The sequence below is a fragment of the Arthrospira sp. PCC 9901 genome, from assembly GCF_059013425.1.
The window spans coordinates 3826103-3852296 of the sequence record NZ_CP102296.1 but is presented as its reverse complement, the minus strand read 5'-3'; the positions used below and the strand labels follow the sequence as shown (position 1 = coordinate 3852296).

General features: G+C 45.9%; 19 protein-coding genes and 1 pseudogene. 8 read left to right on the top strand and 12 right to left on the bottom strand.

The window, feature by feature from the left end; all coding sequences use genetic code 11:
- Positions 1 to 42: 42 nt before the first annotated feature.
- Positions 43 to 987, top strand: coding sequence for a hypothetical protein (locus tag NLZ44_RS17035; RefSeq protein ID WP_493750550.1), 945 nt, complete (start codon positions 43 to 45; stop codon positions 985 to 987).
- A gap of 26 nt (positions 988 to 1013) precedes the next feature.
- Here NLZ44_RS17035 and NLZ44_RS17030 read toward each other — a convergent pair whose 3' ends face one another.
- A complete protein-coding gene (locus NLZ44_RS17030) occupies positions 1014 to 2321 on the bottom strand; it encodes an ABC transporter substrate-binding protein (protein WP_493750549.1) in 1308 nt (435 codons plus the stop codon).
- Positions 2322 to 2549: 228 nt separating this feature from the next.
- On the opposite strand from NLZ44_RS17030, the gene NLZ44_RS17025 reads away from it, so the two are divergent.
- Together NLZ44_RS17025 and NLZ44_RS17020 are read left to right on the top strand one after the other, a co-directional pair.
- Positions 2550 to 3776, top strand: coding sequence for a bifunctional sterol desaturase/short chain dehydrogenase (locus NLZ44_RS17025; protein ID WP_111891015.1), 1227 nt, complete (start codon positions 2550 to 2552; stop codon positions 3774 to 3776).
- Between the two features lie 21 nt (positions 3777 to 3797).
- The gene (locus tag NLZ44_RS17020; RefSeq protein ID WP_006622492.1) at positions 3798 to 4229 is read left to right on the top strand and encodes an NUDIX domain-containing protein; all 432 of its coding nucleotides are present in this window, start codon (positions 3798 to 3800) and stop codon (positions 4227 to 4229) included.
- A gap of 93 nt (positions 4230 to 4322) precedes the next feature.
- On the opposite strand, the gene NLZ44_RS17015 is transcribed toward NLZ44_RS17020, so the two are convergent.
- From NLZ44_RS17015 to NLZ44_RS16980, 8 genes and pseudogenes are all read right to left on the bottom strand, one after another.
- Complete coding sequence (locus NLZ44_RS17015; protein ID WP_008056258.1) at positions 4323 to 4517, bottom strand: NblA/ycf18 family protein; 195 nt, start codon at positions 4515 to 4517, stop codon at positions 4323 to 4325.
- Positions 4518 to 4746: 229 nt separating this feature from the next.
- Complete coding sequence (priA, locus tag NLZ44_RS17010; protein ID WP_493750548.1) at positions 4747 to 7374, bottom strand: primosomal protein N'; 2628 nt, start codon at positions 7372 to 7374, stop codon at positions 4747 to 4749.
- Between the two features lie 16 nt (positions 7375 to 7390).
- Positions 7391 to 8548 carry a nucleotidyltransferase family protein gene (locus NLZ44_RS17005; RefSeq protein WP_006622496.1) on the bottom strand — a complete coding sequence of 386 codons (1158 nt, stop codon included), beginning with the start codon at positions 8546 to 8548 and terminating at the stop codon, positions 7391 to 7393.
- A gap of 284 nt (positions 8549 to 8832) precedes the next feature.
- Entirely contained in the window at positions 8833 to 10104 is a 1272-nt protein-coding gene (gene iscB / locus NLZ44_RS17000) for an RNA-guided endonuclease IscB (protein WP_493750547.1), read from the bottom strand.
- Between the two features lie 727 nt (positions 10105 to 10831).
- Entirely contained in the window at positions 10832 to 11446 is a 615-nt protein-coding gene (locus tag NLZ44_RS16995; RefSeq protein ID WP_228116433.1) for a hypothetical protein, read from the bottom strand.
- Between the two features lie 143 nt (positions 11447 to 11589).
- Positions 11590 to 13287: an FHA domain-containing protein gene (locus NLZ44_RS16990; RefSeq protein ID WP_493750546.1), complete on the bottom strand. Its 1698-nt coding sequence runs from the start codon at positions 13285 to 13287 to the stop codon at positions 11590 to 11592.
- Complete coding sequence (locus NLZ44_RS16985; protein ID WP_493753021.1) at positions 13277 to 14386, bottom strand: RNA-guided endonuclease InsQ/TnpB family protein; 1110 nt, start codon at positions 14384 to 14386, stop codon at positions 13277 to 13279. Before NLZ44_RS16985 ends, NLZ44_RS16990 begins: the two co-directional genes overlap by 11 nt.
- Positions 14349 to 14963, bottom strand: a pseudogene (locus NLZ44_RS16980) (IS607 family transposase). Before NLZ44_RS16980 ends, NLZ44_RS16985 begins: the two are co-directional and overlap by 38 nt.
- A gap of 73 nt (positions 14964 to 15036) precedes the next feature.
- On the opposite strand from NLZ44_RS16980, the gene NLZ44_RS16975 reads away from it, so the two are divergent.
- The 4 genes from NLZ44_RS16975 to NLZ44_RS16960 all read left to right on the top strand — a co-directional run bounded on the left by NLZ44_RS16975 (position 15037) and on the right by NLZ44_RS16960 (position 21130).
- The gene (locus tag NLZ44_RS16975) at positions 15037 to 15207 is read left to right on the top strand and encodes a hypothetical protein (protein ID WP_158536370.1); all 171 of its coding nucleotides are present in this window, start codon (positions 15037 to 15039) and stop codon (positions 15205 to 15207) included.
- 218 nt (positions 15208 to 15425) lie between these two features.
- Positions 15426 to 17492 carry a glycogen debranching protein GlgX gene (glgX, locus tag NLZ44_RS16970; protein ID WP_493750545.1) on the top strand — a complete coding sequence of 689 codons (2067 nt, stop codon included), beginning with the start codon at positions 15426 to 15428 and terminating at the stop codon, positions 17490 to 17492.
- A 35-nt stretch (positions 17493 to 17527) separates the two neighbouring features.
- The gene (purC, locus tag NLZ44_RS16965) at positions 17528 to 18265 is read left to right on the top strand and encodes a phosphoribosylaminoimidazolesuccinocarboxamide synthase (protein WP_006622504.1); all 738 of its coding nucleotides are present in this window, start codon (positions 17528 to 17530) and stop codon (positions 18263 to 18265) included.
- Positions 18266 to 18499: 234 nt separating this feature from the next.
- Positions 18500 to 21130 (top strand): BamA/TamA family outer membrane protein, encoded by a 2631-nt coding sequence (locus NLZ44_RS16960; RefSeq protein ID WP_493750544.1) that lies wholly within the window; start codon positions 18500 to 18502, stop codon positions 21128 to 21130.
- A 40-nt stretch (positions 21131 to 21170) separates the two neighbouring features.
- On the opposite strand, the gene NLZ44_RS16955 is transcribed toward NLZ44_RS16960, so the two are convergent.
- The gene (locus tag NLZ44_RS16955; RefSeq protein ID WP_493750543.1) at positions 21171 to 21359 is read right to left on the bottom strand and encodes a hypothetical protein; all 189 of its coding nucleotides are present in this window, start codon (positions 21357 to 21359) and stop codon (positions 21171 to 21173) included.
- Positions 21360 to 21523: 164 nt separating this feature from the next.
- On the opposite strand from NLZ44_RS16955, the gene NLZ44_RS16950 reads away from it, so the two are divergent.
- Entirely contained in the window at positions 21524 to 22420 is an 897-nt protein-coding gene (locus tag NLZ44_RS16950) for a segregation/condensation protein A (protein ID WP_008056275.1), read from the top strand.
- 678 nt (positions 22421 to 23098) lie between these two features.
- Here the strand turns inward: NLZ44_RS16950 and NLZ44_RS16945 are convergent.
- Positions 23099 to 24715: a Ppx/GppA phosphatase family protein gene (locus NLZ44_RS16945; RefSeq protein ID WP_493750542.1), complete on the bottom strand. Its 1617-nt coding sequence runs from the start codon at positions 24713 to 24715 to the stop codon at positions 23099 to 23101.
- 176 nt (positions 24716 to 24891) lie between these two features.
- Positions 24892 to 26190 (bottom strand): YcjF family protein, encoded by a 1299-nt coding sequence (locus tag NLZ44_RS16940; RefSeq protein ID WP_493750541.1) that lies wholly within the window; start codon positions 26188 to 26190, stop codon positions 24892 to 24894.
- Positions 26191 to 26194 lie beyond the last annotated feature (4 nt).

Sequence of the window (26194 nt, the reverse complement as noted above, 5' to 3'; positions counted from 1 at the left end):
AGATAGTCTAATTTTTACACTGATTTAGGAGTGCTATATAGTATGTTTTATCATATTCCTCAAGCTAAACTTACTACTTCGCCACAGGCGGTTTTAGAAATACTGAAGGAGTCTAAAGGTCTGGATCGCGCGCGCCATGAATGCACTGATTATGATGATTTACTGAAGAGGAATCGTTTGTCTGGTGAGTATTATAGGATTTTTAAAAACCAGACTAATGATATGCTGATGGGTGTGATTAGAAATTATTTGAGGGAAATTCAAGCGGCTGACAATGGGACTATTCCCAATTCTCCAGATGAGATACGGCGCGCAAAATTACAGTTATTTAATACAATTGTTGATGATATATATACCCAAATTAACAGGGTTCTGGATTTACAAAATCCTAATTATCTGGAAAGCCGAAAAGGTAGGGTTGAACAGGACATTAGGAAACTCTCGGGAAATATTAATGATGCGAAAAGATTGTTGGTTGAGTCTCTTTCCAAAAATCTCCAAAATATCAAAAGTTTGGAACAGCAAAAAAATATGATTGAATGCAGTATTCTCAGGCTAGAGATAGAGATAGATGATAGTGAAGGCTTTTATCATCATAACTATCAACTGCAACAATTATATGCAAGAAATCAAGGACGTAAACAAGGACTTAACCAGGAATTGACTAATTTACAACATCAGATAAATGTGATTAAAAAAAATTGCCAAGATTTAGACACACAGACTAATAATAAAATATATACATGGAACGAAAAAAGGCAGGATAAAATTCGGGAAAAACAGCAACTTTCGTTGGAAATTAGCGGGGAAATTCAAGAGGTTAAAAATCAGGTGATGAAGGGATTAAATGAACTACAAGAATTAGTGCAGCAAGAAGGTTCATTGGCTGGGAGAATCCCGAATAATTTACATGGCTTATTAGGGGATATAGGAATAAAATGGGGTGGTTGTTTAAGGGAATATGAGAATAGCAACCACCCTAGATAAAGTTGGGTTTAGTTGAACTTAAAGGCTTAATTTAAGCGCCGATTCCAATCTGTTTCAGCATCTACGATCGCCTGATCAACAGTTTTTCGATTTAACATGGCTGCTTGCAAATTGTTGTAAATAATGCTTTGCAATTCTTTGATGTCTTCTAGGGGGGGAATCAAAACTTGAGCGTTTGTCATCTGTTGGGCGCTAATTTTCCTGGCTTGGTCTTGGGGTGTGGCATCTGCGGGGATGTTTTGAAAGAAGGGATTTTCTAATGCTTCAATACTGGAAGGGATGACGTTTGAGGCTTTGGCAAAGTTTAATTGATTAGCACTATTAGTCACAAATAAGGCAAAATTTATGGCATCTTCTGGGTGGCGAGTATTTTGGGGTATAACTAGGTTCATGACAGCCACGGAGATTTTACCAGTTTCGCCGGTAATAGCGCTAGATGGTGCGGAAACTTTGGCGATATCAGGGGCATTTTCTGCGATCGCCCTAAAGAATTGAGGTCCGGTAGTCAATAGGGCAATTTCCCCAGCTTGATACAATTCGATCGCCCTTCGATGTCCCTGAGTTAAGACTTCTCTGGGTAACAGATCCCGTTGATATAAATCAACCCAATATTGAAAGGCGGCGCGACCTTCGGGAGTATTAAAAGCAGCCCTTCTATTATTATCAACCAACTGGACCCCCATCTGAACTAAGGACTGTAAAACTTGGGCGGAGTCGGTGGGTACAAAGGAAACAAATAGGGCATATTTTCCGGTTCTCTCGCGAATAGTTTGGGCAACTGTAGCGACTTCCTCATAGGTGGTGGGGGGATTTTCCAGACCGGCTTGATTGAGTAAATTCTGATTATAAATGACAATTTGGGTAGTCAAATACCAGGGAATGCCAAAGGTGCGATTCTGACAATTATCACCGTCGCAGGTTTGGATCATATTAGCTTCCCAGATATTGGGTAAATATAGCGATCGCACTTCTTCGGATAGGTGTTCATCCAAATTTAACCAAGCATCGCGACCCGCCAACATGGAGGCAAAATCGGGGTTTAAATTCACCAGGTCGGGCGCAGTTTGGGCGGACACCGCCGCCAAGATTTTACTCTCCATAGCTGACCAAGGTACATCTACCCAGCGAATTTTGACTTCGGGGTGATCATTTTCAAAGTTATCAATTAACTGATTAAAATAGTCATTAAACTGAGGTTGAAGCTGCATTGTCCAAAACTCCACCTGACGGCGATCGCTTTGATCAGCAGTTGGGGAGGCGCAACTAACCCCCCAAGTCAACAGCAAACCCAACAAAGCCCAACCTATAAACCGTTTCCAGGTCTTTGAACCCATATCATTTATATCAAGAATAAATAACCCAGTATACACTATTATTCAGATAACCATCTGCATCCAGCCATAGGGGGAAGGTGTCTGACCCTCCATTTCGGCTAGAGATAACCAGCCCAACTCCCAGAATCGAGATTTTCTGGAAGTTTCAAACATTTAACAGCCCTTTGGCATATACAATGCTAAATGGTAAATTTTAACAAAACCAATGAGGTCTGAAACTCTAAGTTTATGCTAACGCTAGTGATCATAAATACAGTTTGGGTAGTAGCTTCGGTGGTGTGGGTAGAATTAGTCCGAGACACCTACCACGCCCTCGCCCATGTTTGGCAACCCCTGTATCGCCTCCATTCTTGGCATCATCGGGTATTTCGTCCCGACTATAGCATTAAAAGTGAGGAGATTTATCGGAAAGCCCACTGGTATAATGATGTGCCAGAGGCGATGGTTATGTTAGTATTCAGTCTGGGGTTTTGGTTGGGTATCTATGGACTAACAGGAGATCCTCACTGGTTGACGCTGACGGGTTCAGTGTACACCCTCGGCTTTCTACTGCCTGCGATCGCTAGAGGTTCAGGAGTTCCCCACGCGGACACACTCACTGATTTAACCCACCTTCCGGGTCCTTTTTCTCAGCCACCGTCGCGGTTATTGGTGAACCAATCTTATCACTGGCGACACCATTTTGATAACCAAAATGCCTACTTTTGCGGAACTCTCACGGTTTTAGATAAAATTATGGGAACAGGACTTTCTCTAAAAGGTAAAACAGTGGCGGTGACTGGCGCTTCTGGGAGTTTAGGGCGCGCGCTACTTAAACACCTCCACAACTCTGGGGCGAAGGCGATCGCTTTATCATCAACTTCCCAAACTATCACCCTCACCATTGACCAGGAAGAATTACCCCTAAAAACTATCACCTGGCAAGTAGGAGAAGAGGAACAGTTAGCGAATCTGTTAGAAACCGTAGATATCCTGATTATCAATCATGGTATTAATGTACACGGGGAACGAACCCCAGAGGCGATCGGCAAATCCTACGAAATCAATACTTTCTCCAGTTGGCGACTCTTAGAATTGTTTTTAAAAACCGTTCGCACCAACACAGATATCGCCCGCAAGGAGGTCTGGGTCAATACTTCCGAGGCAGAAGTTAGCCCGGCCTTTAGTCCTCTTTATGAACTCAGTAAACGCACTTTAGGGGATTTAGTCACATTACGCCGCCTCGACTCTCCCTGTGTGATTCGCAAGCTGATTTTAGGGCCTTTTAAAAGTAATCTTAACCCCATTGGGGTGATGTCAGCCGACTGGGTAGCGAAGCAAATTATCAAACAAGCCAAGTCCAACGTGAGAACGATTATTGTCACCATTAACCCTATAACATTTGTGGCTATCCCGATTAAAGAGTTTTTGGTTTCTAGCTATTTCAGGTTATTTAGCAAATCTCAGCATACCTAGATCCATTTTATCATCAATCCAATGAGCTATCGTAATCCCGCGCCGACAGTAGATATCATCATCGAACTTATAGATAGGCGATCGCGACCGATTGTATTAATAGACCGAAAAAATCCCCCATTAGGCTGGGCTATTCCCGGAGGATTTGTAGACTACGGCGAGTCAGTAGAAACCGCAGCCACCAGAGAAGCCAAAGAAGAAACGGGGCTAGATGTCACCTTGATTCAACAGTTCCATGTTTACTCAGACCCTAACCGAGACCCTCGCCAACATACCCTAGCTGTGGTATTTATCGCTACAGCGAAGGGAGAACCCCAGGCGGCTGATGATGCCCAAAATTTAGACATCTTTGAGCCTTGGTGCATTCCACAGAATCTATGCTTTGACCACGATCGCATTTTACAAGACTATCTGCAATTTCGCCATTTTGGACTCCGACCCAGGCTAATGTGAGTCAGTAAACACCCAACTACCCCCAACTCGCTTCTTGTCAGAAAAAGAAAGTAAGAGACAGAGGTGGCCAACTAATATGGGGGTAATATCCACTTAATCAGCACTGGAATTGGGTTCTAAGCCCCACTGATACTTGAGAAAGTGCTGATACATATTCTCCCTAACCAACATTTGTTCGTAAAGATTAACCAAAAACTCCTGGGCTTGTTCCCGGCTCATTTGGTTTACCTGCATTCTAAATGAGGACAGGTTGAATTGTTGTTCCAAAGATAAGCTACTAGGTTCCATGATGACGTGAACTCCTTAAAAGTGGGTTTGGGTTAATTTTCTGGGGTGGCCACCCTTGTCCGGGCAATTATTACAAATTATAACAATTATTTGACAAAGTGCCTACCTTAATATACCCAAATCTTTGGATTTACCATAACAGATCTAACCCAAAAATTTGTCATCCACGATACGAGATGACTGGATAGTTGCGAAAAAACTATGGCTGTGGGGGGATAAGTGGCAATAATTAACCGAAACTGAGAGGGTCAACATCAATGGAGAAGCGAACAGAGGGGGGGCATTTTTCCGCCCAAGCAGCCAGAGAGGGAGGCGGGGTAGTCTGACCTGGGAGGAATTTTAATAAAATCTGCCAGCGGTATTGATTAGCAACACGCATAATGGGAGCGGGTGCGGGTCCCAACAGTTCGCAAGTTCCCGGAAGCAGATCAGAACTTAACTCTGAGGCGAGAAGGTGGGCGGTTTGTTCAACCTCGATCGCATTATAACCCCTTAACTGGAGTAAAATCAAGCCACCAGAGGGGGGATAATTAAGCTCTGAGCGGTGTTGTAGCTCGGTTTCGACAAAAGACTGATAAGCATGGTTTCGGACGGCTTCCACGACGGGATGTTCGGGGGTATAGGTTTGGAGAATTACCTGTCCGGGGTCGTTACCACGTCCCGCACGTCCGGCCACCTGTAGCAAAGTCTGAAAAGCACGTTCACTAGCGCGGTAGTCGGACAGGTGCAGAAGTCCATCAGCGGAGACAATACCCACCAGCCCTACAGAGTCTAAGTCTAAACCTTTGGTGAGCATTTGAGTACCAACTAATAAATCAGCCTCCCGGTTAGCAAACTGAGTTAAAAGAATTCTATGGGCATTTTTGGTGCGGGTGGTGTCACTGTCAAAACGGATAAACCGCAATTCTGGAAAAAGGCGGGTTAATTCCTGGGCGACTCGTTGGGTCCCACTGCCAAAATGTTTAAAATAGGGAGAGTCACACTGGGGACAGCGTTGGGGGTAGGATTGGGAATGGTTGCAGTAGTGACAGCGTAAGTATGGGATAGCTTCGGCGTGAATGTGGTGATAGGAGAGAGAAACATCACAACGGGGACATTCCATGACGTAGCCACAACTGCGACAGGAAACAAAGGTGCTATGTCCGCGACGGTGGATGAATAAAATGCCCTGTTGATTATTGTCTCGCAAAGAGGCGATCGCCAATTGTAGACTTCTACTGAAAATGGATCGATTCCCCTGCTTCAATTCCCGACGCATATCAACGACTTCTACCGGCGGCTGGGGGCGAGATAATACCCTTTCAGGTAAAGATAGATAATGAATGGATGGGTTATGATTGTGGCGATGATGCTGCCAAGTTTCCAAGGCGGGAGTGGCTGAACCCAAAATTAAGGGGCAGTTTTCCAGTTCCGCCCGCCACGCTGCCACAGTGCGAGCATGGTAGCATGGCTGCGGCTGGTCCTGTTTAAAGCTGCTGTCATGTTCTTCATCGAGAACAATTATGCCTAAATTGGGTAAAGGGGCAAAAATTGCCGATCGCGTTCCGATTACTACCTGGGGAGTACCTTGGATCATATTACGCCAGGTATCGTAGCGTTCACCTTCTGACAAACCACTATGATAGACAAACACCACCTCACCAAACCTCGCGCGAAAGCGATCGGTTAGTTGGGGAGTTAAGCCGATTTCCGGGACTAGGACTAGGGCTGATTTACCCTGGTCAATAATGGGGGCGATCGCCTGTAAATATACTTCAGTTTTGCCCGAACCTGTCACACCATGCAGCAGCAGTTGATGAAAACCAGATAACCCCAAAATTACGTCTAAGGCTTGTTGTTGGTGTTCCGTCAGAGATAAAGGCTGATCCGCTATTGTCGAAATACCCTGTTCCGTGCGTAGAATTTCGCGATCGCCAATTACTACACATCCCTTTTTCTCCAGAGTTTTGAGTAAGCTAGAACTGGTGTTGCAGGTTTGCAATAAATCAGTTACCCACATTTCCCCACCCCGCCGCCGCAAAATTTCCAGCACTTCCCGCTGACGGGTGGTTATGTCTATAAAGTCTAACTCTACCCAATCTATCACTAGGGTGATTGCTGGTCTGAGTTTAGGGCGCGGTGGTGTCGGCGGTTCGAGATAGCTTTCCACCCAACCCCGTTTGATCAGAGCCTGTAGTCCCCGAGAGCCTCCCTTAATTTGTCGTTGCAAATACTGCCAGGTATAGTCTCCCGTAGCTGACTGGCGCAAAAGTTGTAAAATCCTTTGGGCTTTCGGTTGCAAAAACTCTTCAGCACCGTCTGGAATAGCATTAGTAACTAAACGAATACGTCGCTGGCTACGGCGTAGGAGTCCGGGGGGGAGGGCAGTTCGGATCGCCTTAATTAGGGGGGTTTGATAATACTGGGCGACCTGTTGTAGTAATTGCCAATAATTGGGGGGGAAAAATCCCTTGACAGTGATATCTTCTACGGGACGCACTTTGATAGAGGTAGCCTTACCCGGTTCCCTCAGATTTTCTGGCAGTTCTGATGTTAACCTAATGGCGATCGCCCCTATCTGTTGAGCGCCAAAGGGGACACTGAGAATATCCCCCGGCATAATATCTAAGTGAGGCGGCACTTGGTAGGTATAAAGTTGTTCTATATCTTCCGTGTCTTCCGTCTGGCGGAGCGTGGGTATATCCACTAAAACCTCAACCAGTTGATGGTCACCATTACCGCCCAAATTTTCTGAACCGTAAGATAGACCACCTTCAGCCAGTTTTAGGGGAAGTGGGTCGCTTTTCGGAAATAACCTGCTGGAAACAGAGGGTGATTCGATTGCCCCCCCGTACAATACCACGGAAGATTTATGCATACAACCTACCAAAAAGTTATGAGGTGCTGAGAATATCTGCGATCGCCTGATGTTCTTCTGGGGGATCACCCACAGCCTGTCGAGCATCAGTAATCAGCCAATCCAAAGCCGCCGCCTGAACATCAATCGAAGCTCCCAGCTTATCCACACAGTAGCGACCAAACACCAATTTGTCTACCAGGCGCACCCCACGCCCCAACCGAGAATACTCGAAAATCACGCTATTACTCACATAGGAGTTGCTACATATTGAGCAACTCGGACCTATCATAGTCGGACCGATAATAGTTGCACCATCTTCAATGCGGGTCATACCACCGATATAGACCGGGCCTTCAATATGGACTTTATCCCAATTCACCGCCACATTTAGCCCAGTGTAAATCCCCGGAGCCACTTCTCTACCTGGGATAGGCACATTTTTCACCTCACCCAGTAACACACTGCGAATAGCCCGCCAGTAGTCGGGAACCTTCCCAATATCTACCCACTGAAAATCCATAGTAATCCCATAAAAGGGCGCGCCTATTTCCACCAAATGGGGGAACAGTTGGCTACCAATATCATACTCGCACCCAGACGGGATGTAGTCAAATATCTCTGGCTCAAAGATATAAATCCCCGTGTTAATGCTGGTGCTGAGAGCTTCTTCTACAGATGGTTTCTCCTGAAAAGCCCTAATCCTGTCCATTTCATCCGTAACCACCACCCCATAGCTGGAAACCTCATCTTTCGGTACAGATTTCATCACCACAGTAGCGATCGCACCTTTCTGTTTATGCCATTTTACCGCCTCACTCAGGTCTAAATCAATTAAGGCATCCCCGCACAACACCACAAACGTATCATCAAAAAATGGGTTAAAGTCCTGGATTTTTTTCATTCCTCCAGCAGACCCCAAAGCCTTACCTATCAGTTGACCATCTTCGATACTCCCCTCAAATGAGTAAGAAATCTCTACCCCAAACCGCTGACCATCACGAAAATAGTTCTCAATTTCATCCGCCAAATGGCTCACATTGACCATGATTTCCTTAAAACCATGGCGACGCAGCAAATCTACCAAAAACTCCATTACTGGCTTTTGGAGAATCGGAATTAATGGTTTCGGTATGGTGTAAGTAATAGGGCGAACACGAGTCCCCTTACCAGCAGCCAAAATCATCGCTTTCATATTCACACTCTACCCTCAGCTATTCTTATTCTTTAACACTCCCCGCCTACAAAGGCTAGGCTAGGGATTCTTCGTTGATCAGCCAGCGGGAGCTTAACCCCTGGCTAAATATCTTCCCTGTTTGCTTAATGGTTTTCCGTTCTACTTAGACAATGACCTGATCCACATTTAGTCTCGGTCAGCCCTCTGGTCCCGTTCACGTAAACCTCTTGGGAGCGTGGAAGCCCCGTGTCTTTAGACCGGGGAGGAAACGCGACAGGGGGACTTTAGTCCCCGTCAATCTTTCAAGCATAGGCGTAACCATCCTTCCTGTGAATGGGTTGGCAGTATTTGTGGCTGATGCCTGCCACCCTTCGAGAAGCGGTGGTAATATCAAAACTACCAGACGCACGGCAGAGAACCCGTCCTAGATATGAGCCAATTTTCTTCCCCGCTGTGACCAGTGCCGTCACCATGTCGCCAGTCTGAAAGCCTTTATGAATTTGCCTCCTGGAGCGGTGACGATTCGGGAATCCGTACTTATTCGTCCCGCACATCTGACGGGTTCCATGCCCCTTTGCTAAAATCAGCAACGGTTTTGAAGTCAGAACTTCGAGTGATTCGACTGGTCCAACACAGGCAGCATCAAGCCAGTGAGCTTTAGGTAGGTTGAGCCTCAGTCGATTGAACTTCGTTTGTCCGCCAGTTCCTGTGGTAACTGGGAGTCCTGTTGCTTTCAGAGCCTTGAACAAGGCCCATCGGGTCGAGTTAACGGCAGCCGCATCTTTAAGCGGCGATTTTACCTGCCTGAGAAGACGACTCAGGACATCAGGCTGGCCCGATAAAAAATCCCGAATGTCCCCATTGCCTTTGGCTTGATTGCATGAGTGGCAAGCCATCGTCAGGTTAGAAACCCGGTCAGAGCCACCCTTAGACCGAGGCTGGATATGCTCAACTTCAAGTGGTACATTTTGAGCCCCACAGTAAGCACAGGTTCTGCCCCACTTCTCCAACAGGTATTCCCTGACTTCGTAGCCTTGTAATGCTCCCTGCTGATACTCAACACCTGATATCTCAGGGTTTTCCATCAATTGCAGGTCGAACCGTACTAGCTCTTGAGCAATGCTGCCAACTGGGGCAAGTCTACGAAATCGGTGAACCCAGGTCATTAGAGTATCTACTCGATGCTGCCAGCTGGGAGCTAACCAACCTTCGGGACGAGTCCGATTCAAGAACCGAGCTGGTCGATATCGGGTCTTGCGGTTTCGTCGAGAACGTCGGAGTTGACGACGAGAGAGCAATGCTTCTTTAATCTGCTGTCCTCGGTGCTGCAACTCGGCAGCAAAGATAATATGATTCCCTTGCTTCAAGGCAATTCCAGTGACTTTAGAGCCTGGGTCTAATTTGAGTTCGAGGGGTTCAGGATTAGCGTCAACCTCCTTGTTTAGAATAATGGTGAATGGGTAGCGTCGAAATACCGATGCTTTCCCGGCTTTGAGCAGTGATCGTGCCATCCCTGGCTTGCACGGTGTCAGGGGCTTGCGGTTGGTATCTAAAACGAAAATATGGTTAGACATTGTTGCGTCTGTTCTGATTGCTCGTAACGTTTGCGCTTGCGCTAACGCGCACGCTGCGCGAACGCTAATGTTCAGAGTCGGTACTTTCCAAATCGCACTGTCTTAACCCCTTAGAACTGTTTAACGATTTGGTTCTAGGGCCTGGAACTAGCACGCATTCCAGGGTAGGAACTTTAACTCTTGCTCTGAACGTAGCCAGTTAAGGCTTAAGCTGGTCAGCTACCTGAAAGCGGGGGGCACGAAGCCCCCGTGCTTCAGCCGGGGGTGCTGACAGACACCATTAACCATAACTTAAAGACACTTACTTTCCCCTGGTGTATGAATATTCCACTACAGCTTTTACTAGCCTATCAATATTTCCCGATTTTACCCAAAACAGATTGACCCCCTACCTTCCCGGTTCCCTTTCCTGAGTTCTTATGCACCAAACCTAGTTTGTGCCAATATATATCACCAAGGACAGTAGCCCTGTACGGGCGGGTTTACCAATTATCTCGTCCATATAGCCAATAATCGGGAATTTTAATTTTTGCCCAGATAATATTTGGGGGGACGATAGAATCAGGGCGATCGCGTCTTTTTTTGCGTATAGACACAATAACCCCTTGGGTGCGATTTCTTCAATGATACCATAAGCCCTATAATATCGTCAACTTTTTGGCAGATATTTTGGCGAAAATTGCCACAATTGTTAACAGTCTTTGAAAAATCCCATCAATTAATCTGATTAACTCTCCTGCAAAGAAGTTCCGGTAGTGTTTGCTAAAGTTAGGGCATAATGAGCGATCGCCAAACTCAAGCGAGCTTGTTCTACGGGTGAGAGTTCATGCCATTGTTGGGAACCCACTTTTGTCAATATTGATTCTAGGGCGCGATTGTCATTTCCGCGCATAGCATTAACCATAGGACGAGCGAGAACCTGCAAATCTTCCGGGTCCCACTCAGGTAAAATTTGACTAACGCAAAATACAAGCTGTTCACCAAGACTCTGGAAAGTCTTATCCTGAGCAACTGCTTTAGATATTCCCCTAAGTATATTTTCAGGAATGCGAGATAGGAGACTTACCTCGCCATTAAGTGTTAATTTATCAACTAATAATTGATACAGAGAAATCCGCGGCCACCGATTTTCTATATGTTCAAAGAAGACTTGGGATCTTTGAGTTATATCATCGTCACTGAAACAGTCTGACAGAGACAAGTTTAGATCTGCCTCCTCAAAATAGCCATAAGATTCTGTTTGTTCATGGCTCCAGGGATAGGCAGAATTTTCCGAGTCATCTAACAGTAGTGACCAGAAATCCAATGCGGTCTCATCATTGTGGCAATTAAGTTTAGTCATTGAGTAACATCCTTTGTTGACAACATAATCCAAGGTTCGGGATAGCCGGATAATGGATAATTGTTCGGGATGGTATCCCGCACCCATAGCTACAAAACTGAGAGCAGCAATTCCGCAAGTTCTCTGAGGATAAGGATAGAGTGTTACGGGCTATCAATCAAAAATTCCCAAATGCGACCCTGGGAACTGCCAAATTTTAACTTAGTTCCCGATGAAAGTTGTACCTCTTGATGATGAATGCGGTGCCACTGCTGCTTCTGTTCCTCCCAAACTAGAGTACCGTAGCGAGAGAAATCTCGCAGAAAGTAGGTCGGCGGATTGGTGGGGGACCCGTTACCATTGCGACAGAAAATCTCGGCGTGTTGATTAGAAATCCATGATTCATGCCAAACAATATCATTTTGTTCCGATCGCCCTATCTGAACCCGTCCGGCTTCTATTAGCCAGCTTTTTGATGTGACTTCCTCAGTTGTTTGCTGGAGTTTCAGATAGGCGCGGGGGAGACAATATCCTAGCGCCGTGGGTGAGTTGGCGGGTAGTTGGGTGCGAATAGCGTCCTCGGTGGGGGCTAGGAAGCCATTAAACTCAGGGTGCATATATAATATGGGCAGAGTCCAAGCTGGCTGGTTGAATTTGTAGAGGGTCAGCAACTGTTGTCTGGCGATCGCTACAGCCCGATCAATGGGCATCCTTTCTGATAAGGCTCTAGCAAAGGTTTGAATAAAACTGAGGGCTTCGCTGTCCGTAATGGAGTCCCGCATTCCTAAAACCGCTGGGACTCCATGATGGATTAATACTTTAGCCAAGCTGCTGCTGGGAATGGTGGGAAGAGTGATGTTTTGTAGAGTCGATGATAATTCTATGGCTGGGACTGCACTCCAGCAGGCATTAAATACCGCTAGAGTGATACCACAGCGCACTAGAACTTGAGCTAATTCTGTACCATTAATGGTAGTTTGCTCTTGTAGAAATAGTAAACCACCATCAGGACCCGTCAAGCCATGACCTGCATAGAAGATCACGTTATAGGGTGTCTGACCTAGTTGTTGGGGGGTTTCTAGTTCGGTAATTAGTTGGGCTACACTGGGTTGGATTAGTGTTTTGATGAAACAGGGAAGGCGATCGCTTCTTGATGAGTCAGATCCTGGGTCGGTGGTGTTGGCTAAAACTTCCGCAATTTGTGAGGCTTCCTTTTCTAATTCCAGCCAATGGGAATTTGTGGCTGGTGGGGTTTGACATTGGGGGATGTCGTTATGACCTAAAACTAATAAGATGTTTAGGGCTTGGATTAAGGGGCGATCGCTTAATGGTTGGACATCACAGGTAGTGCGACTAAATAACAGCCTCGGACTTAGGGAGATGGCTGGTTGTCCCGCCTGTGATTGCATAATTTCCCATGGTAGGGGAATTAAATTGGGCGATCGCACATCTAATCGTATTCTCAGCGGACATTTTTGGCCTAGGGCTAGTCCTTGACAACGGTGGAAACTGCTTTGAATTGGTCCCTGAAACAGCCACTGCCATAAATCTATTCCCAATTGTTGCATTAGTCGGCTGCTGTAGCTGGGTTTGGTTTCCAGAGCGGCTGATAATGGTGGTAGACTAAATGGCGGGTCACTCATGGCTGGATCACTCACCGCTAGGGATAAGCTATCTGGGGAAAACATTTCTAACCAGGCTTGCCATAATTGTGAGAGGGATTCTGGCCATATACAGTCATGGTGGACATAATCGCTGGCATTGACAGAATTAAACACCCAGGTGGCGAAGTGGTTGCCTGTGGGTGAGTTCAAACGAGCGATCGCAATACTTAGGGTCGGACTGATACATTTACGCAACATTTATCCGGCTATTGCCTGACAATGCGACGATAGCACTATTACCCGTTAAGGTAACAGAGGCGGTATCCCGCAAAGCTTTTAGAAAGATTCCCAAAGCACCGTTCCAGTCCCTGGGTAGAGTGAACCCACACTCCGGACATCGGAACACTTTTGAGCCACCTAGCTGGGAATGCACATGACCACAGTGAGTACAGGTTTTGCTGGTGTATTCTTCCGTCACATCTACAACTGTGGTTCCAGTTATTTCCCCTTGATGTCTCAGGGTTAGTTTGAATCGATAATGCGCCCATGTCAGCATGGCTCGGGCAGTCTTAGACCTGATTAGACGCTTCACCTGACTGGCCATATCGGAAGTCTCGAAGGTGGGCAAAAAAATTAGGCTGTAGTTGTGAGTCAAGTAGTGAGCAATTTGTTTGTGGGCTTCATCAACTAGATTGCGGATTTTGGTTCTCATTCGTTGAGCCGCTTGCCTCATCCGTCGCCTTCTTGAACGACAGGGTTCCTTGGCGATTCGGCTCATCAAATCATCCAAATGTTGACATAGCCTAGTAATGCGTCCAATATCCCCGGAGCCCAATTCCAGAAACCGAGAGCCATCAAACCCGGTCATAAAAGTTCGGACGCCCGGGTCTAATGCAATTACGCCATTCGCTTCAGTTGGGGTAACGGCAACTGGTTCAGGGAAAATCGCCAACCATCGACCTTTGGTAAACACCAACTGAGTCCCTTGCCCGCAAGTTTTAGGGATGGGTTCGGAAACCATGAAAGTTAATCCTTTCGTTAGTCTTGGATACCAACTCCCTGAAGAGAAATTAGTATTATTGAACTTAATCCCTTGAGAGCTGTCACGACAACTTCTAAACCTGGCATCAGGACTAGCGGTCAAAGCCTGATAGGCATCAAAGATGGCATTTTGCCGAATGTGGCAGGGTGTTTCTTTGACCCATTCGGGTAAGTCACTCTGCATCACTTTATTGCGTAACTTTAACTTGCTTAGTCGTTTACCACTCCTAGATAATGCAATTGCTTGGTTGTAGCAATACCGACAAGCAGCCAGCCATTTACGCCAGACTTGATTTAGCCCTGGGCTGGGGTAAATCCGGATCTTCTTTGACCTGAGTTTTGTATTTACTCCGTCGGTATAATCGGGAACTGAAGCAGTGGAGGATGGCGAGGATGTCCTCAACCATTTCTGGTTCTGGACTGAGACTTGTCTCGTTGAGAACCATGAGTGAGCACCTGTTTTGCTCACAGAGCCATCGAAACAAGTCAAATCCAAACCTTGCCAGTCGGTCTTTATGGGCAACGACAACCATGCGGACATCTCCTGACAAGACTTGTCCCAGTAAGGCCAGCATTTTCTTTCCCTTTCCCTTGAAGTTGAGCCCGCCTCCGATTTCTGAGACGACTTCTGCTTCGGGGTAGAGGTTGGACAGTGCGGCCACCTGTCGGTTGAGGTCGGACTGCTGGGCGCGGCTACTAACTCTGGCATAGATAACGACTTTGCGTTTGTCACTGCCTGATATGGCAGCAGTATATCACTCAACGTTGTATCGTCGTTGCCCAGCGGGGGTTCTGATGGTGTCGATTGAGCCATTTTCGTCCCATCTGCGGAGTGTTCTTTCATGGACTCCAAGGATTTGGGCCGCTTCCTTGGGTTTGACATATCTGGCAATAGGTTTATCCTCAACCCTTCTCGCTTATTATACCGTATTGCCGTAAAATGTTAACCTAATTTGAGATTAAATCATGCTCTCATTCGGCGACATTGAAAATTGGCATTCCAACGAGATCACCCTGAACTTCAGAGTTGGTAGACTTAACAGTTTCGCCGAGTCTCATTTTACCATAAATCTGTCGCGAAATGTGTCGCGATCGCCTAAAATCTTAAAGGATTTCTTGACAACATCTTGGCCATAGCTGCCTCGATTGGGAACTAGGGGACATCCCTCATAGACTGAACATACTAAGAAAACACCCAAATCTAACTAAAAGTCAACGAGAAACAATTTCTCCCATTACAGCCTGGTTGCTACATACAGCCTTTGAGGACCAACCTCAACAGTTTCCGGTGAGAATTTGGCGTTCCACCTGAGAATATTAAAACCTCTAAGATTTTCAAAGGAGTCGATTAATTAATGAAGTCTGATATTGGGCGCGGTCAGAGTTTCCCCCTCGGTGCTACAGTTTATCCTGATGGGGTCAATTTTTGCTTATTTTCCAAAACCTGTGCATCTTTAGAGTTGCTGTTTTTTGATGCCCCAGATGATGCCAAACCTAGCCGTGTTATTAAGTTTGACCCTCAGTATAATAAAACTTTCTACTACTGGCATATTTTTGTCAAGGGCATTAAGGCAGGGCAAATTTATGGATATCGAGCCTATGGAATGTTTGAGCCGGAATTGGGCTATAGATTTGACGCGGATAAGGTACTGCTTGACCCCTATGCTAAAGCTGTGGTTAATACCGAAAATTATAGTCGGGAAGCGGCCTCCAAACGTGGTGATAACTGTGCCAAGGCGATGAAAGCCGTAGTCGTAGACCCCAAAACTTATGATTGGGAAGATGATAAGCCACTGGAAATCCCCTATTCTCAAACAGTAATTTATGAGATGCACGTGGGCGGTTTTACCCGCAATCCTAACTCAGGAATTCCTCCGTCTAAACGAGGAACTTATGCAGCCTTAATTGATAAGATACCTTATCTAAAAGACTTGGGAATCACTGCAGTAGAATTAATGCCTGTTCACCAATTTGATGAACAAGACGCTGTTCCGCCTCGAAAAAATTACTGGGGTTATAGTACAGTTTCCTTTTTTGCTCCCCATAGACAGTATAGTTTTCGGCGCGACCACCTTGGACCAGTTGATGAATTTCGCGATATGGTGAAAGCCTTTCATAAAGCGGGTATTGAGGTAATTTTAGATGTGGTTTATAACCACACCGCCGAGGGAAATGAGAATGGTCCGACTCTCTCATTTAGGGGTATTGACAATTCTATGTATTATATGCTGGAGGAGGAGAATCAGTCGTTTTATAGTAACTATAGTGGCTGCGGAAATACCATTAAAGCCAACCATGAAATCGCGGGACAAATGATTATTGATAGTCTGCGATATTGGGTGTCCGAGATGCACGTGGATGGTTTTAGGTTCGATTTGGCATCGATTTTTTCCCGAAATCGTGATGGTACACCCATGGAAGATGCGCCGATTTTATGGATTATTAAATCTGATCCGGTATTGGCGGGAGCCAAACTAATTGCTGAGGCTTGGGACGCAGGGGGACTGTATGAGGTGGGGTCTTTTGCAGGCGATCGCTTTACCGAATGGAATGGACAATTTCGGGATGATGTTCGCAGTTTTGTCAAAAGTGAACCCAAACAAATCCAACGCCTAGCCTATCGAATTATGGGGAGTCCAGATATTTACCCCAAACCCGATCGCGAACCTCATTGTAGCATTAACTTTATCACCTGTCACGATGGCTTTACCCTCAATGATTTAGTTTCCTATAACCAGAAACATAATCAAGCCAATGGTGAAAATAACCGGGACGGACACAATGATAATCGCAGTTGGAATTGTGGAGTTGAGGGCTTAACTAATGATACCTATATCGAAGCCCTACGCAATCAACAAATGAAAAACTTGTGGACAATTCTGTTGGTCTCCCTAGGAACTCCCATGCTGTTAATGGGTGATGAAGTCCGCCGCACCCAAAACGGAAATAATAACGCCTATTGTCAAGATAACGAGTTAGGTTGGTTTGACTGGAGTGATGTCGGTAAACACCCGGAACTATTGCGATTTGTCAAAAATCTGATCCGATTTACCCAAAGACTGCATATTTTTCGGATTGAAAGCATTTTAGTGATGGACCCCAATAGTAAATTACCTAACATTACATGGCATGGGGTACGCTTAAATAAACCCGATTGGGCAGATTATTCCCGCAGTATTGCCTTTAGTTTACGACATCCCGAAAAACAGGAATATCTTCATATTATGCTCAATTCTTATTGGGAACCCCTCCTGTTTGAGATACCTATTCTCCCAAAAGGTCAACGGTGGTATCGTATTGTGGATACAGCTTTAGCAGTCCCCAATGATTTCTGTACCGAGAAAACAGCCCCCCCAATTCAAGGGAATCACTATCGAGTCCAGGGACGCGGATCAGTTATTCTGATGGCACAGTCCCGGTAGCAATTACCAAAATACTAACTTAACCATCGCGCTATATGTCTGATATCTCTGACCGACAACAACTGTATGAAGGGAAAGCCAAAATCGTCTATACCACTGATGACCCAGAGGTGTTACTGGCTTACTATAAGGATGATGCCACAGCATTTAACGCCCAGAAACGGGGGACGATTAAAGGGAAGGGTGAAATTAATAACACCATGTCTGGTCATCTGTTCAAACTCCTAGAGGCGGCGGGTGTTCCCACTCATTACATTGATACCCCTAGTCCTAATGAAATGCGGATCAAACGGGTGAAGATTGTTCCTGTGGAAGTGATTGTTCGTAATATCGCCGCGGGGAGTCTGTGTAAACAGACGGGAATTCCCCTGGGAACAGTTTTGCAGCCCCCTTTGGTGGAATTTTGCTATAAAAATGACCAGCTAGGTGATCCTCTACTAACTCGCGATCGCCTTTTGGTGATGAATTTGGCAACCCCAGAACAGCTTAAATCTATGGAAGACCTCAGCCGCCAGATTGACCAGATTTTGAGTGACTTTTTCAGTGAATGTGGTATCACTCTGGTAGACTTTAAGCTAGAATTTGGCATTACCTCTGATGGTCAGTTAATATTGGCTGATGAGATTAGCCCTGATACTTGTCGCCTCTGGGACCAAGCCGAAACTGACCCTAACCTCCGGGTGATGGATAAGGATCGCTTCCGTAATGACCTCGGAAATGTCGAGAGTGCTTATCAGCAAGTATTAGCTAGGATTCTCAGTCGTCTGGGTTGAACTGCCGGGTTCTACCAAGCCCCCTTATAGGGACACGGCAGGAACCCGCGAAACCCGGTTTCTCTCAGTCTTCTGGCTTCCTCAAAAGATTGTGCCAAGAAACCGGGTTGTCTCTCCGAATAATTGGGCAAAATACCTGAAAATTTCGGATTGGGTCAGGTGTCTGGGACGGGAAAAGGAATTTTTCCACCTTGAGGTTGTAACATTATCGATGGCTGATTATTTGGTGTGTGGATGTCCAAGAATGTCAATAACATGGGCTTCTGTTCTTTCTGGGTTGCCTGTTTGGCAACTTCAGCAACGTTTGGGCTATCAAATTCTGCTAGTGGTAAAACCCCTCCACTGATTTTCAAGGACTATCAAGGGTCTTTGGCAGTTTCTGATCAGTCTAACGATGCTCATAAGGAGTCAGAAGCGATCGCTATCCCTTCTGTCCAATCGGGGACGACCAGCTCAGACCCGACCCAGTTTCCCCTATTTCAACTCAAAAATAACGACTACCAGAAACTGGCAGATTTTCCTCGGTCCGTAAGTTCCCCATTGGTAGCACTGGAAAACGTCGATGATAGCCTTGTAGCGTCCGACAGCACCGCCAGCGCCAGAACACAGGCACACAAGGAGCCTGCCTCGACCAAGGTGGAAATGGGTCTCGCCTCCTGGTCGGAAAATCCACCCACGCCAGTATATTCGCCTTTTGAACCCTCTCTGGGTAAGCCGGAGTCAAAACAGGCGAATTTTGATGTCATGCCGTCAGCAGACCAAATAGCCATTGCTAACCTTCAGGAAAGGTCAAAGTTTAGGCTCCCTCACTCTCCACAAGACTTGGATAGTTCCACCAAAAGCCATTTATTGACCCCTCAGACACCTTTGGCTGTGTCTCAGGAGCGCGCCGCCGGGGTAAGGCCATCAGAAGACTGGTCTAGGGAGCCTCAATGGGTGGTTAATTTGATGCAGGCGATCGCCTACGAGTGTGAACATTGCAGCCTCGACGGCACTAGGGGCCAGGAAAATCTGGAGTTAGCCCAAAATAATCTACCGCCATCAGTCCCCGGAACAGGCCAGCCGGGAGAACCTGATGTGCTAATTGCTGAAGTTCTCGTATCGGGAACTGATAATGAGCAGTTGGTGGATGTTGTCTATGGGGCGATCGCAGTTCAACCAGGACGCACCGCTACCCGTTCCCAACTCCAACAAGATATTAATGCCATTTTTGCCACCGGTCTATTTAGAAACGTCCGAGCTGTCCCAGAAGATACCCCCCTGGGAGTCAGAGTCACTTTTGATGTCGAACCTAACCCTCCCCTACAGCAGGTTATTATCGAAGGAGATCAGGTTCTCCCCTCCGAGGTCGTTGATGCTAGTTTTGCTAATCAATTCGGTCAAATTATCAACCTCCGACGCATTGAAGAAGCGATCGACGATATCCAAACCTGGTACCAACAAAATGGCTATGTACTCGCCCAGGTAATTGCCGCCCCAGACGTTACCACAGAGGGGGTAGTAACTTTAAGAGTCGCTGAGGGCGTAATTTCCGAGATTATAGTTCGTTTCCTCAATGCTGATGGAGACCCAACCGACCCTGACGGTAATCCCGTTACAGGTCGCACCCGTGACTTTATTATCACCCGTGAAATTCAGTTGCAGCCCGGAGATGTCTTTAACCAAGCAACTATTCAACAGGACTTAGGTAGGGTATTCAGATTAGGCATTTTTGATGATGTCCGACTTCAGCTTGAACCTGCCCCCGAAGACCCCACCAAGGCTAATATGATTGTTAATGTCATTGAACGTAGCACTGGGTCCGTCGCCTTTGGGGGTGGTTTCAGTTCCGCCACCGGTTTGTTTGGAACTCTTAGCTATCGTGAAGCCAACTTGGGGGGAAATAATCACCAATTAGCCGCCGAAGTGCAGGTTGGTGAACAGGTTTTACTCGTCGATTTGAGCTTTACAGACCCTTGGATTGCTGGAGACCCTTACCGCACTTCCTACACTGTTAATGCTTTTCGCCGCCGTGGGATTTCTCTAGTTTTTGAGGAAGGCTCCGAAGATGTTAGACTCCCTAATGAAGACCGCCCTAGGGTAATTCGGACTGGTGGTGGTATTAGTTTTACCCGTCCCTTTGCCGAAAATCCTTTTGTTGACCCCGACTGGGTGGCTTCCTTGGGTTTTCAATATCAACGCGCTCAGGTAACAGATTCTCGTGAGCGTATCACCCCCCGCGATGAGAGAGGTAAACTTCTTTCCGCTAGTGAGTCTGGCGAGGATGATTTATTTACCGTTCAGTTTGGGTTGGCCACCGATCGCCGTAATAATCGCCAAATTCCCACCAGTGGCTATGCTTTTCGCTTCGGAACAGAACAATCGATTCCCATAGGTTCCGGGAATATATTTTTTAATCGCGTCCGAGGTAGTTATAGTTATTATATCCCCGTTGATTTCTTACAGTTGGTTCCAGGCGCACCCCAAGCCTTAGCTTTCAATATTCAAGCTGGCACAATTATGGGCGATTTCCCACCCTATGAAGCCTTCCCCTTGGGGGGTGCTAACACTGTCCGAGGTTGGCGTGAAGGTGCTTTAGCCGCCGCCCGCAGTTTTGTCTTGGGTTCCGTCGAGTATCGCTTCCCAGTCTTTTCTGTTGCTAATTTTTTGATTGGCGGCGCTTTATTTATTGATGGTGCCCATGCTTTGGGTACTCAAAGCAGTGTCCAAGGAAATCCTGGCGGTATTCGTGGTAAACCCGGCAGTGGGATTGGTTTCGGGGGCGGCGTTCGCATTCAGTCTCCTCTCGGTCCAATTCGGATTGATTATGGGATTAATGATGAAGGCGGAAATCAGATCCACTTCGGTATTGGTGAACGCTTCTAAATCTCCAGTCAATTACATCTAGTTGGGTGCATCATAATTCCTAAATAGACACAGCACCCAATAACCCTACGCCGTGTTTTATTAAAGCGAGAAGGGGGGAAATTAATAAACGTTCTCGGTTCTGGATTAGACGAGCGATCGCTTCCCATTGTCCATCTCGGAAAGTAGCGTCAGGGTTATTGAGGGCGGTTTTTAAATAAGACAAGGCTTCTGATTTTAAAGATTCCATGATCAGTTAAACTCAGGCATACTAGAGACCATCATATTCATTGTAATCAAAAATATCTAAGTCAGCCCTCATAGCCTTATGCTATAATGCGGAAGCCTACATCCAGCTATAGTAGTAAGCACAAGTTCCTGTTCACACCCCAGCCGACCGGAGAAACAACGCCTATGACCTCTGACAAACCCCAGGACGCTTTAGCCAGCCTCTCAGAAGGAATTGCGCTTCTGATTGATTTGGCTAAACAGGGAGAAATAGATCCCTGGGATGTGCGGGTGATTGACGTGATTGATCGCTACCTCAGCCAACTGACTCCCGGGGTTGATTCCGTCTCCAATAATCAGTTTGTAGAACTTTCCCAATCTGGTCAAGCCTTTCTTTATGCTTCTATGCTGGTGCTACTCAAGGCGGATAGCCTCATGGATTCTGATGCGGCTGGGGATGATGATGCTATGATTACCGAAGAGTTAGAATTTTTGGGGGAAGATTCAGAAGCTGAGTGGCTGCGTCCTCAGAATTTGGAACGACAGTTACGCCGCCGCGCTGTGGCTAAGGTTCCCCAAAAGCGTAAAGTCACACTCCAAGAGTTGATTGATCAACTACAATTAATGGCGACTACGATCGCCCAACACCAGAGTCGTCCCCGTCCCCGTCGTAATGTTTCTGTTAACAAAAATAAAGCAGCTAAAGCGATCGCTGAATTAGCACACCAAGAAAACTTGGTCGAGATGGCTGGAAAATTAGAGGAACTTCTCTGGGCTGAAGGTGTAGACCCACAAGGCGATTGGTTAGATCTTGAACAATTATTAGTTCTCTGGTCTAATCTGATTGGTAAGCAGAAAACACACACCCCCAACCTGTTAGAATCCACAAATCTACTCCCAGAGTCAGCCGCAAATACTCCGCCTATTTCTAATTCTAAACATGACCGAGTTGGGGTTTTTTGGGCTTTGTTATTATTATCGGCTCAGTCTAAGGTAGAGTTATCCCAGGATGAATTTTATCAGGATATTAAAGTCAGGACTTTAAATATATCCCCCCAGCCTGAATTAAACAACATCCGATAATCAATTAATAATTAATAATTAATAATTAATAATTGTAGGGGCGCGCCTCCCCTAGGACCTCGGCTTTCAAGGAGAATATTAATAAACCTGCCCCACCCCACCCGGTAATTAATTGATAATTAATAATTAATAATTGTAGGGGCGGGTTCCTCTAGGACCTCGGCTTTCAAGGAGAATATTAATAAACCCGCCCCACCCCACCCGGTAATTAATTAATTAATAATTAATAATTAATAATTGTAGGGGCGGGTTCCTCTAGGACCTCGGCTTTCAAGGAGAATATTAATAAACCCGCCCCACCCCACCCGGTAATTAATTAATTAATAATTAATAATTAATAATTGTAGGGGCGGGTTCCTCTAGGACCTCGGCTTTCAAGGAGAATATTAATAAACCCGCCCCACCCCACCCGGTAATTAATTAATAATTAATAATTAATAATTAATAATTGTAGGGGCGCGCCTCCCCTAGGACCTCGGCTTTCAAGGAGAATATTAATAAACCCGCCCCACCCCACCCGGTAATTAATTGATAATTAATAATTAATAATTAATAATTGTAGGGGCGGGTTCCTCTAGGACCTCGCCTCCCAACGATAAGATAAATAAACCCGCTTTCTGGGGAGAGGGGGAAAGGGTAGGGCTACATCAATTATCTGGTTAGTTTACAGTTGTTGATTTAAGGCTCTAAAAACGCCGCGAGTTTGAGGTTATATTGTTGCTCAAACACATCTTTTTTGAGGTCTAAACTCCACAATTCTAAAGCACAATTATCCTGGGGATCAACCGGTTTCAGTATTAATTTGAACTCTTTTTTATCGCGATCGCACTCACAATTAACCTCAGCTACAGCCCCTATTTGACGACGGTCTAAAGCCACCGCTAACCGCATCAAAGGATTAAGACGGTCGATAATGTGACGGTTTTTCTTCGACAAGTTTTGATAATTTTCATGTTTCTTTTTTGGGGCACTTTTTCGGTGATAACGAGCCAAATTAGCAATCATATCAATTTCGGTTTCCGTATAACCCAAAAGTTCCCCATTACGGATTAAATAATAGGAGTGTTTATGGTGTGCAGAATGACTAATATATAGCCCGCAGTTATGCAAAATAGCCGCCGCCCAGAGCAATTCTCGTTCCGCCGATCCATAGTCATGGAGAATGCCATTAGTTTGGTCAAATAGGCTGAGAGAGAAGGCTGCCACCCGTTCACCATGTTCTAAATCTACATTATATTTTTGAGCAATTTTGAGGATGCTACGTTGTCGGATAGAACTTTCATATCGTAGGCGGTCTTCAATCAACCCGTGGGTAAGCATCCAATCAACAATTACCCCTTCCCGCAAACTTCTTTCACAAATAGTCAGAGACTCTATTTCTAATAAACTCATCGCCTCCTGTAAAATTAGAGCCCCAGCCAGGATAATTTCCGCCCGCCGATCATTTATGCCAGGAATTTGCAACCTTTCTTGGTAGGATAACTTCCGCAGACGACTAACGATATTATGTAACTCATTTAAAGTAATTTGGTATCCGGCTAAAGGTGTAGGTTCAGTGCCTAATTTTTCCTTAGCAATCATTACCGCTAAGGTTTCAATCGTACCGGAAGTACCGACTAAATGGGGTACTTTTCCGGGTTGTAGATGAAGACGCAACTCATCAACGGGACGTTCCAACATTCCCCGAATATAGGCTTGTACAAACAGAAATTCTGTGCGAGATATAGGGTCAGTTTTGATATATTCTTGAGTGAGACGGACAGCCCCGACCTTGGTACTACTGAGAAATTTAGGTTCTCCACCATCTCCCAAAATCAACTCTGTCGAACCCCCTCCGATATCAATAATAACGTGGGGTTCGTCGTGAAATTCCATAGCCGAGAGGACACCCAAATAAATTCTCCGGGCTTCTTCAGGACCAGAAATCAGGTTAATTTCGAGATCCAATTCGTCGGATACTCGTTTGATAAAATCCCGACCGTTGGGGGCTTCCCGGACTGCGCTGGTAGCGACAGCAACAACTTGCTCGACGTTAAAGGTTTTGGCTAGTTCCTGAAAGCGTTTGAGGGTGGCGATCGCCCTGTCCATGACTTCCGGCTTGAGTTGTCCTTTTGGTCCACAGTCTCCGAGTCTTACGGTATCTTTCTCTCGGGCAATAATCGTAAATGCGGGTAGACTCTTATCAATTCGCACTATGACCATGTGCAGAGAGTTGGTTCCTAGGTCAATAGAAGCCAAAATATGTTCGCCACTGGGCCTTAATTGCTTCCCTAAATGCGGAACTGATGTAGCCATAACAAATATATATTAAGCGATCTTAAATTCTATCTTAGATCAAAACTTGGCACTTCAATATCCCCTGTAGACAATCTTAGCCACCAGTAGGGGCGAACAGTAGGGGCGAAAAATTTTTCGCCCCAACAAATTGTCCTTTGTCTCCTTCTACCCCTTTCCCAGAGGGAGGGGGAGTTTCATGGTCCATTGTCGATTTGGGTTTGAGAATTTTTAAAGGCTTGTTTCATCACCGATTGAATTCGCTTAGGATCGGGTTTTTTTCCACCCATTAAATCCCCGAAATATACACAAGTAGCTTCACCTAAAGCTCCCGTATAAGCGAAAGCCCAAGAAGCGGCGATCGCACTTCCAAAAGCCGGAATAAACTTAATTAATTCCCGACCGACCGCCTGAGCGAGAAATCCACCAGCGATCGCACTAACAATACCCCCAGCTTGGGAGGGGGTAATAGTTTGACCGTAGAGTTTTCCCAGTAACCCCACCATAGACACTTGTAGGGCTGTTAAAACTGGCATAGTCGCAAAAGGTAGGGGAACCGCTGATATCGTAGCTGCCATAATTGAAAAAGCTAAAATATAGCGCCTTCCCACGTCTCGATATAAACTACTTAATTCCTGTCCCGCCTGTCCTTCCAAAAGCTGATCAATAGTCCTAGATTCCGCTTCTGGCAACAATTCTATCAAAGTATCCCTAAAAGTTTCTAACCCATAAAATACCGGGGTGTAGCCATCTTCTTCTAGGGTAAAATCAATGGCAACTAGGCGATTATATAAATTATCAAAATCCTCTTGTATGGCATCAAAACTTCGCTGAAATTCTGGAAAATCCGGCGGATAGGCGGGATGATTTGCCGTTCCTGTGGGGTAGACTTCATGGAGACAAGTTACCACCAATAAACAGGGTAAATCCGGGTATTTCTGGCGTAACTTTGCCGCAATAGTTCGCAGGGTATCTGTAGCGAAATCATTAATTTTCACCGTCAAAATTAGCACCCGTGCGCCGCGAGTTTCCTGCTGTAAATTCTCCACCAATTCCGCTACCAACTCATCCGTATCCTGATTAATATCCCCCAGTCCGACCGTATCCGTAAAAATCAGCAAAGGTAGATCCCCGGAAGGGTAAGCATATCGTTGAGTGTTTTGGGTGTGGGGCTTAAATCCCTGGCCGACAATTTCCGCCGAAACTCCTGTTAATCCCCGAACAATGGAACTTTTACCCGCTTGAGGTTTCCCAATTAGCAGCGCTTCTGTAGTTGGAAGTTCAGCCCGGACGCGCTCTAAAATCTCAGCAACTTCGCTCTCACTAACATTAAATAATCCCCCAATTTTATCAGTTATTTTCCCTAGAGTCAAGACTTTTTTCAATCCTTCGCCAAGAGATTCCCATGGCGCTTTATTGGGCTGTTTTTGATGATTCTGGGAAGACTGAGAAGGTTCTGGGGGTAAATTGCTATCAGTATCAGATGGTTCAGACATAATT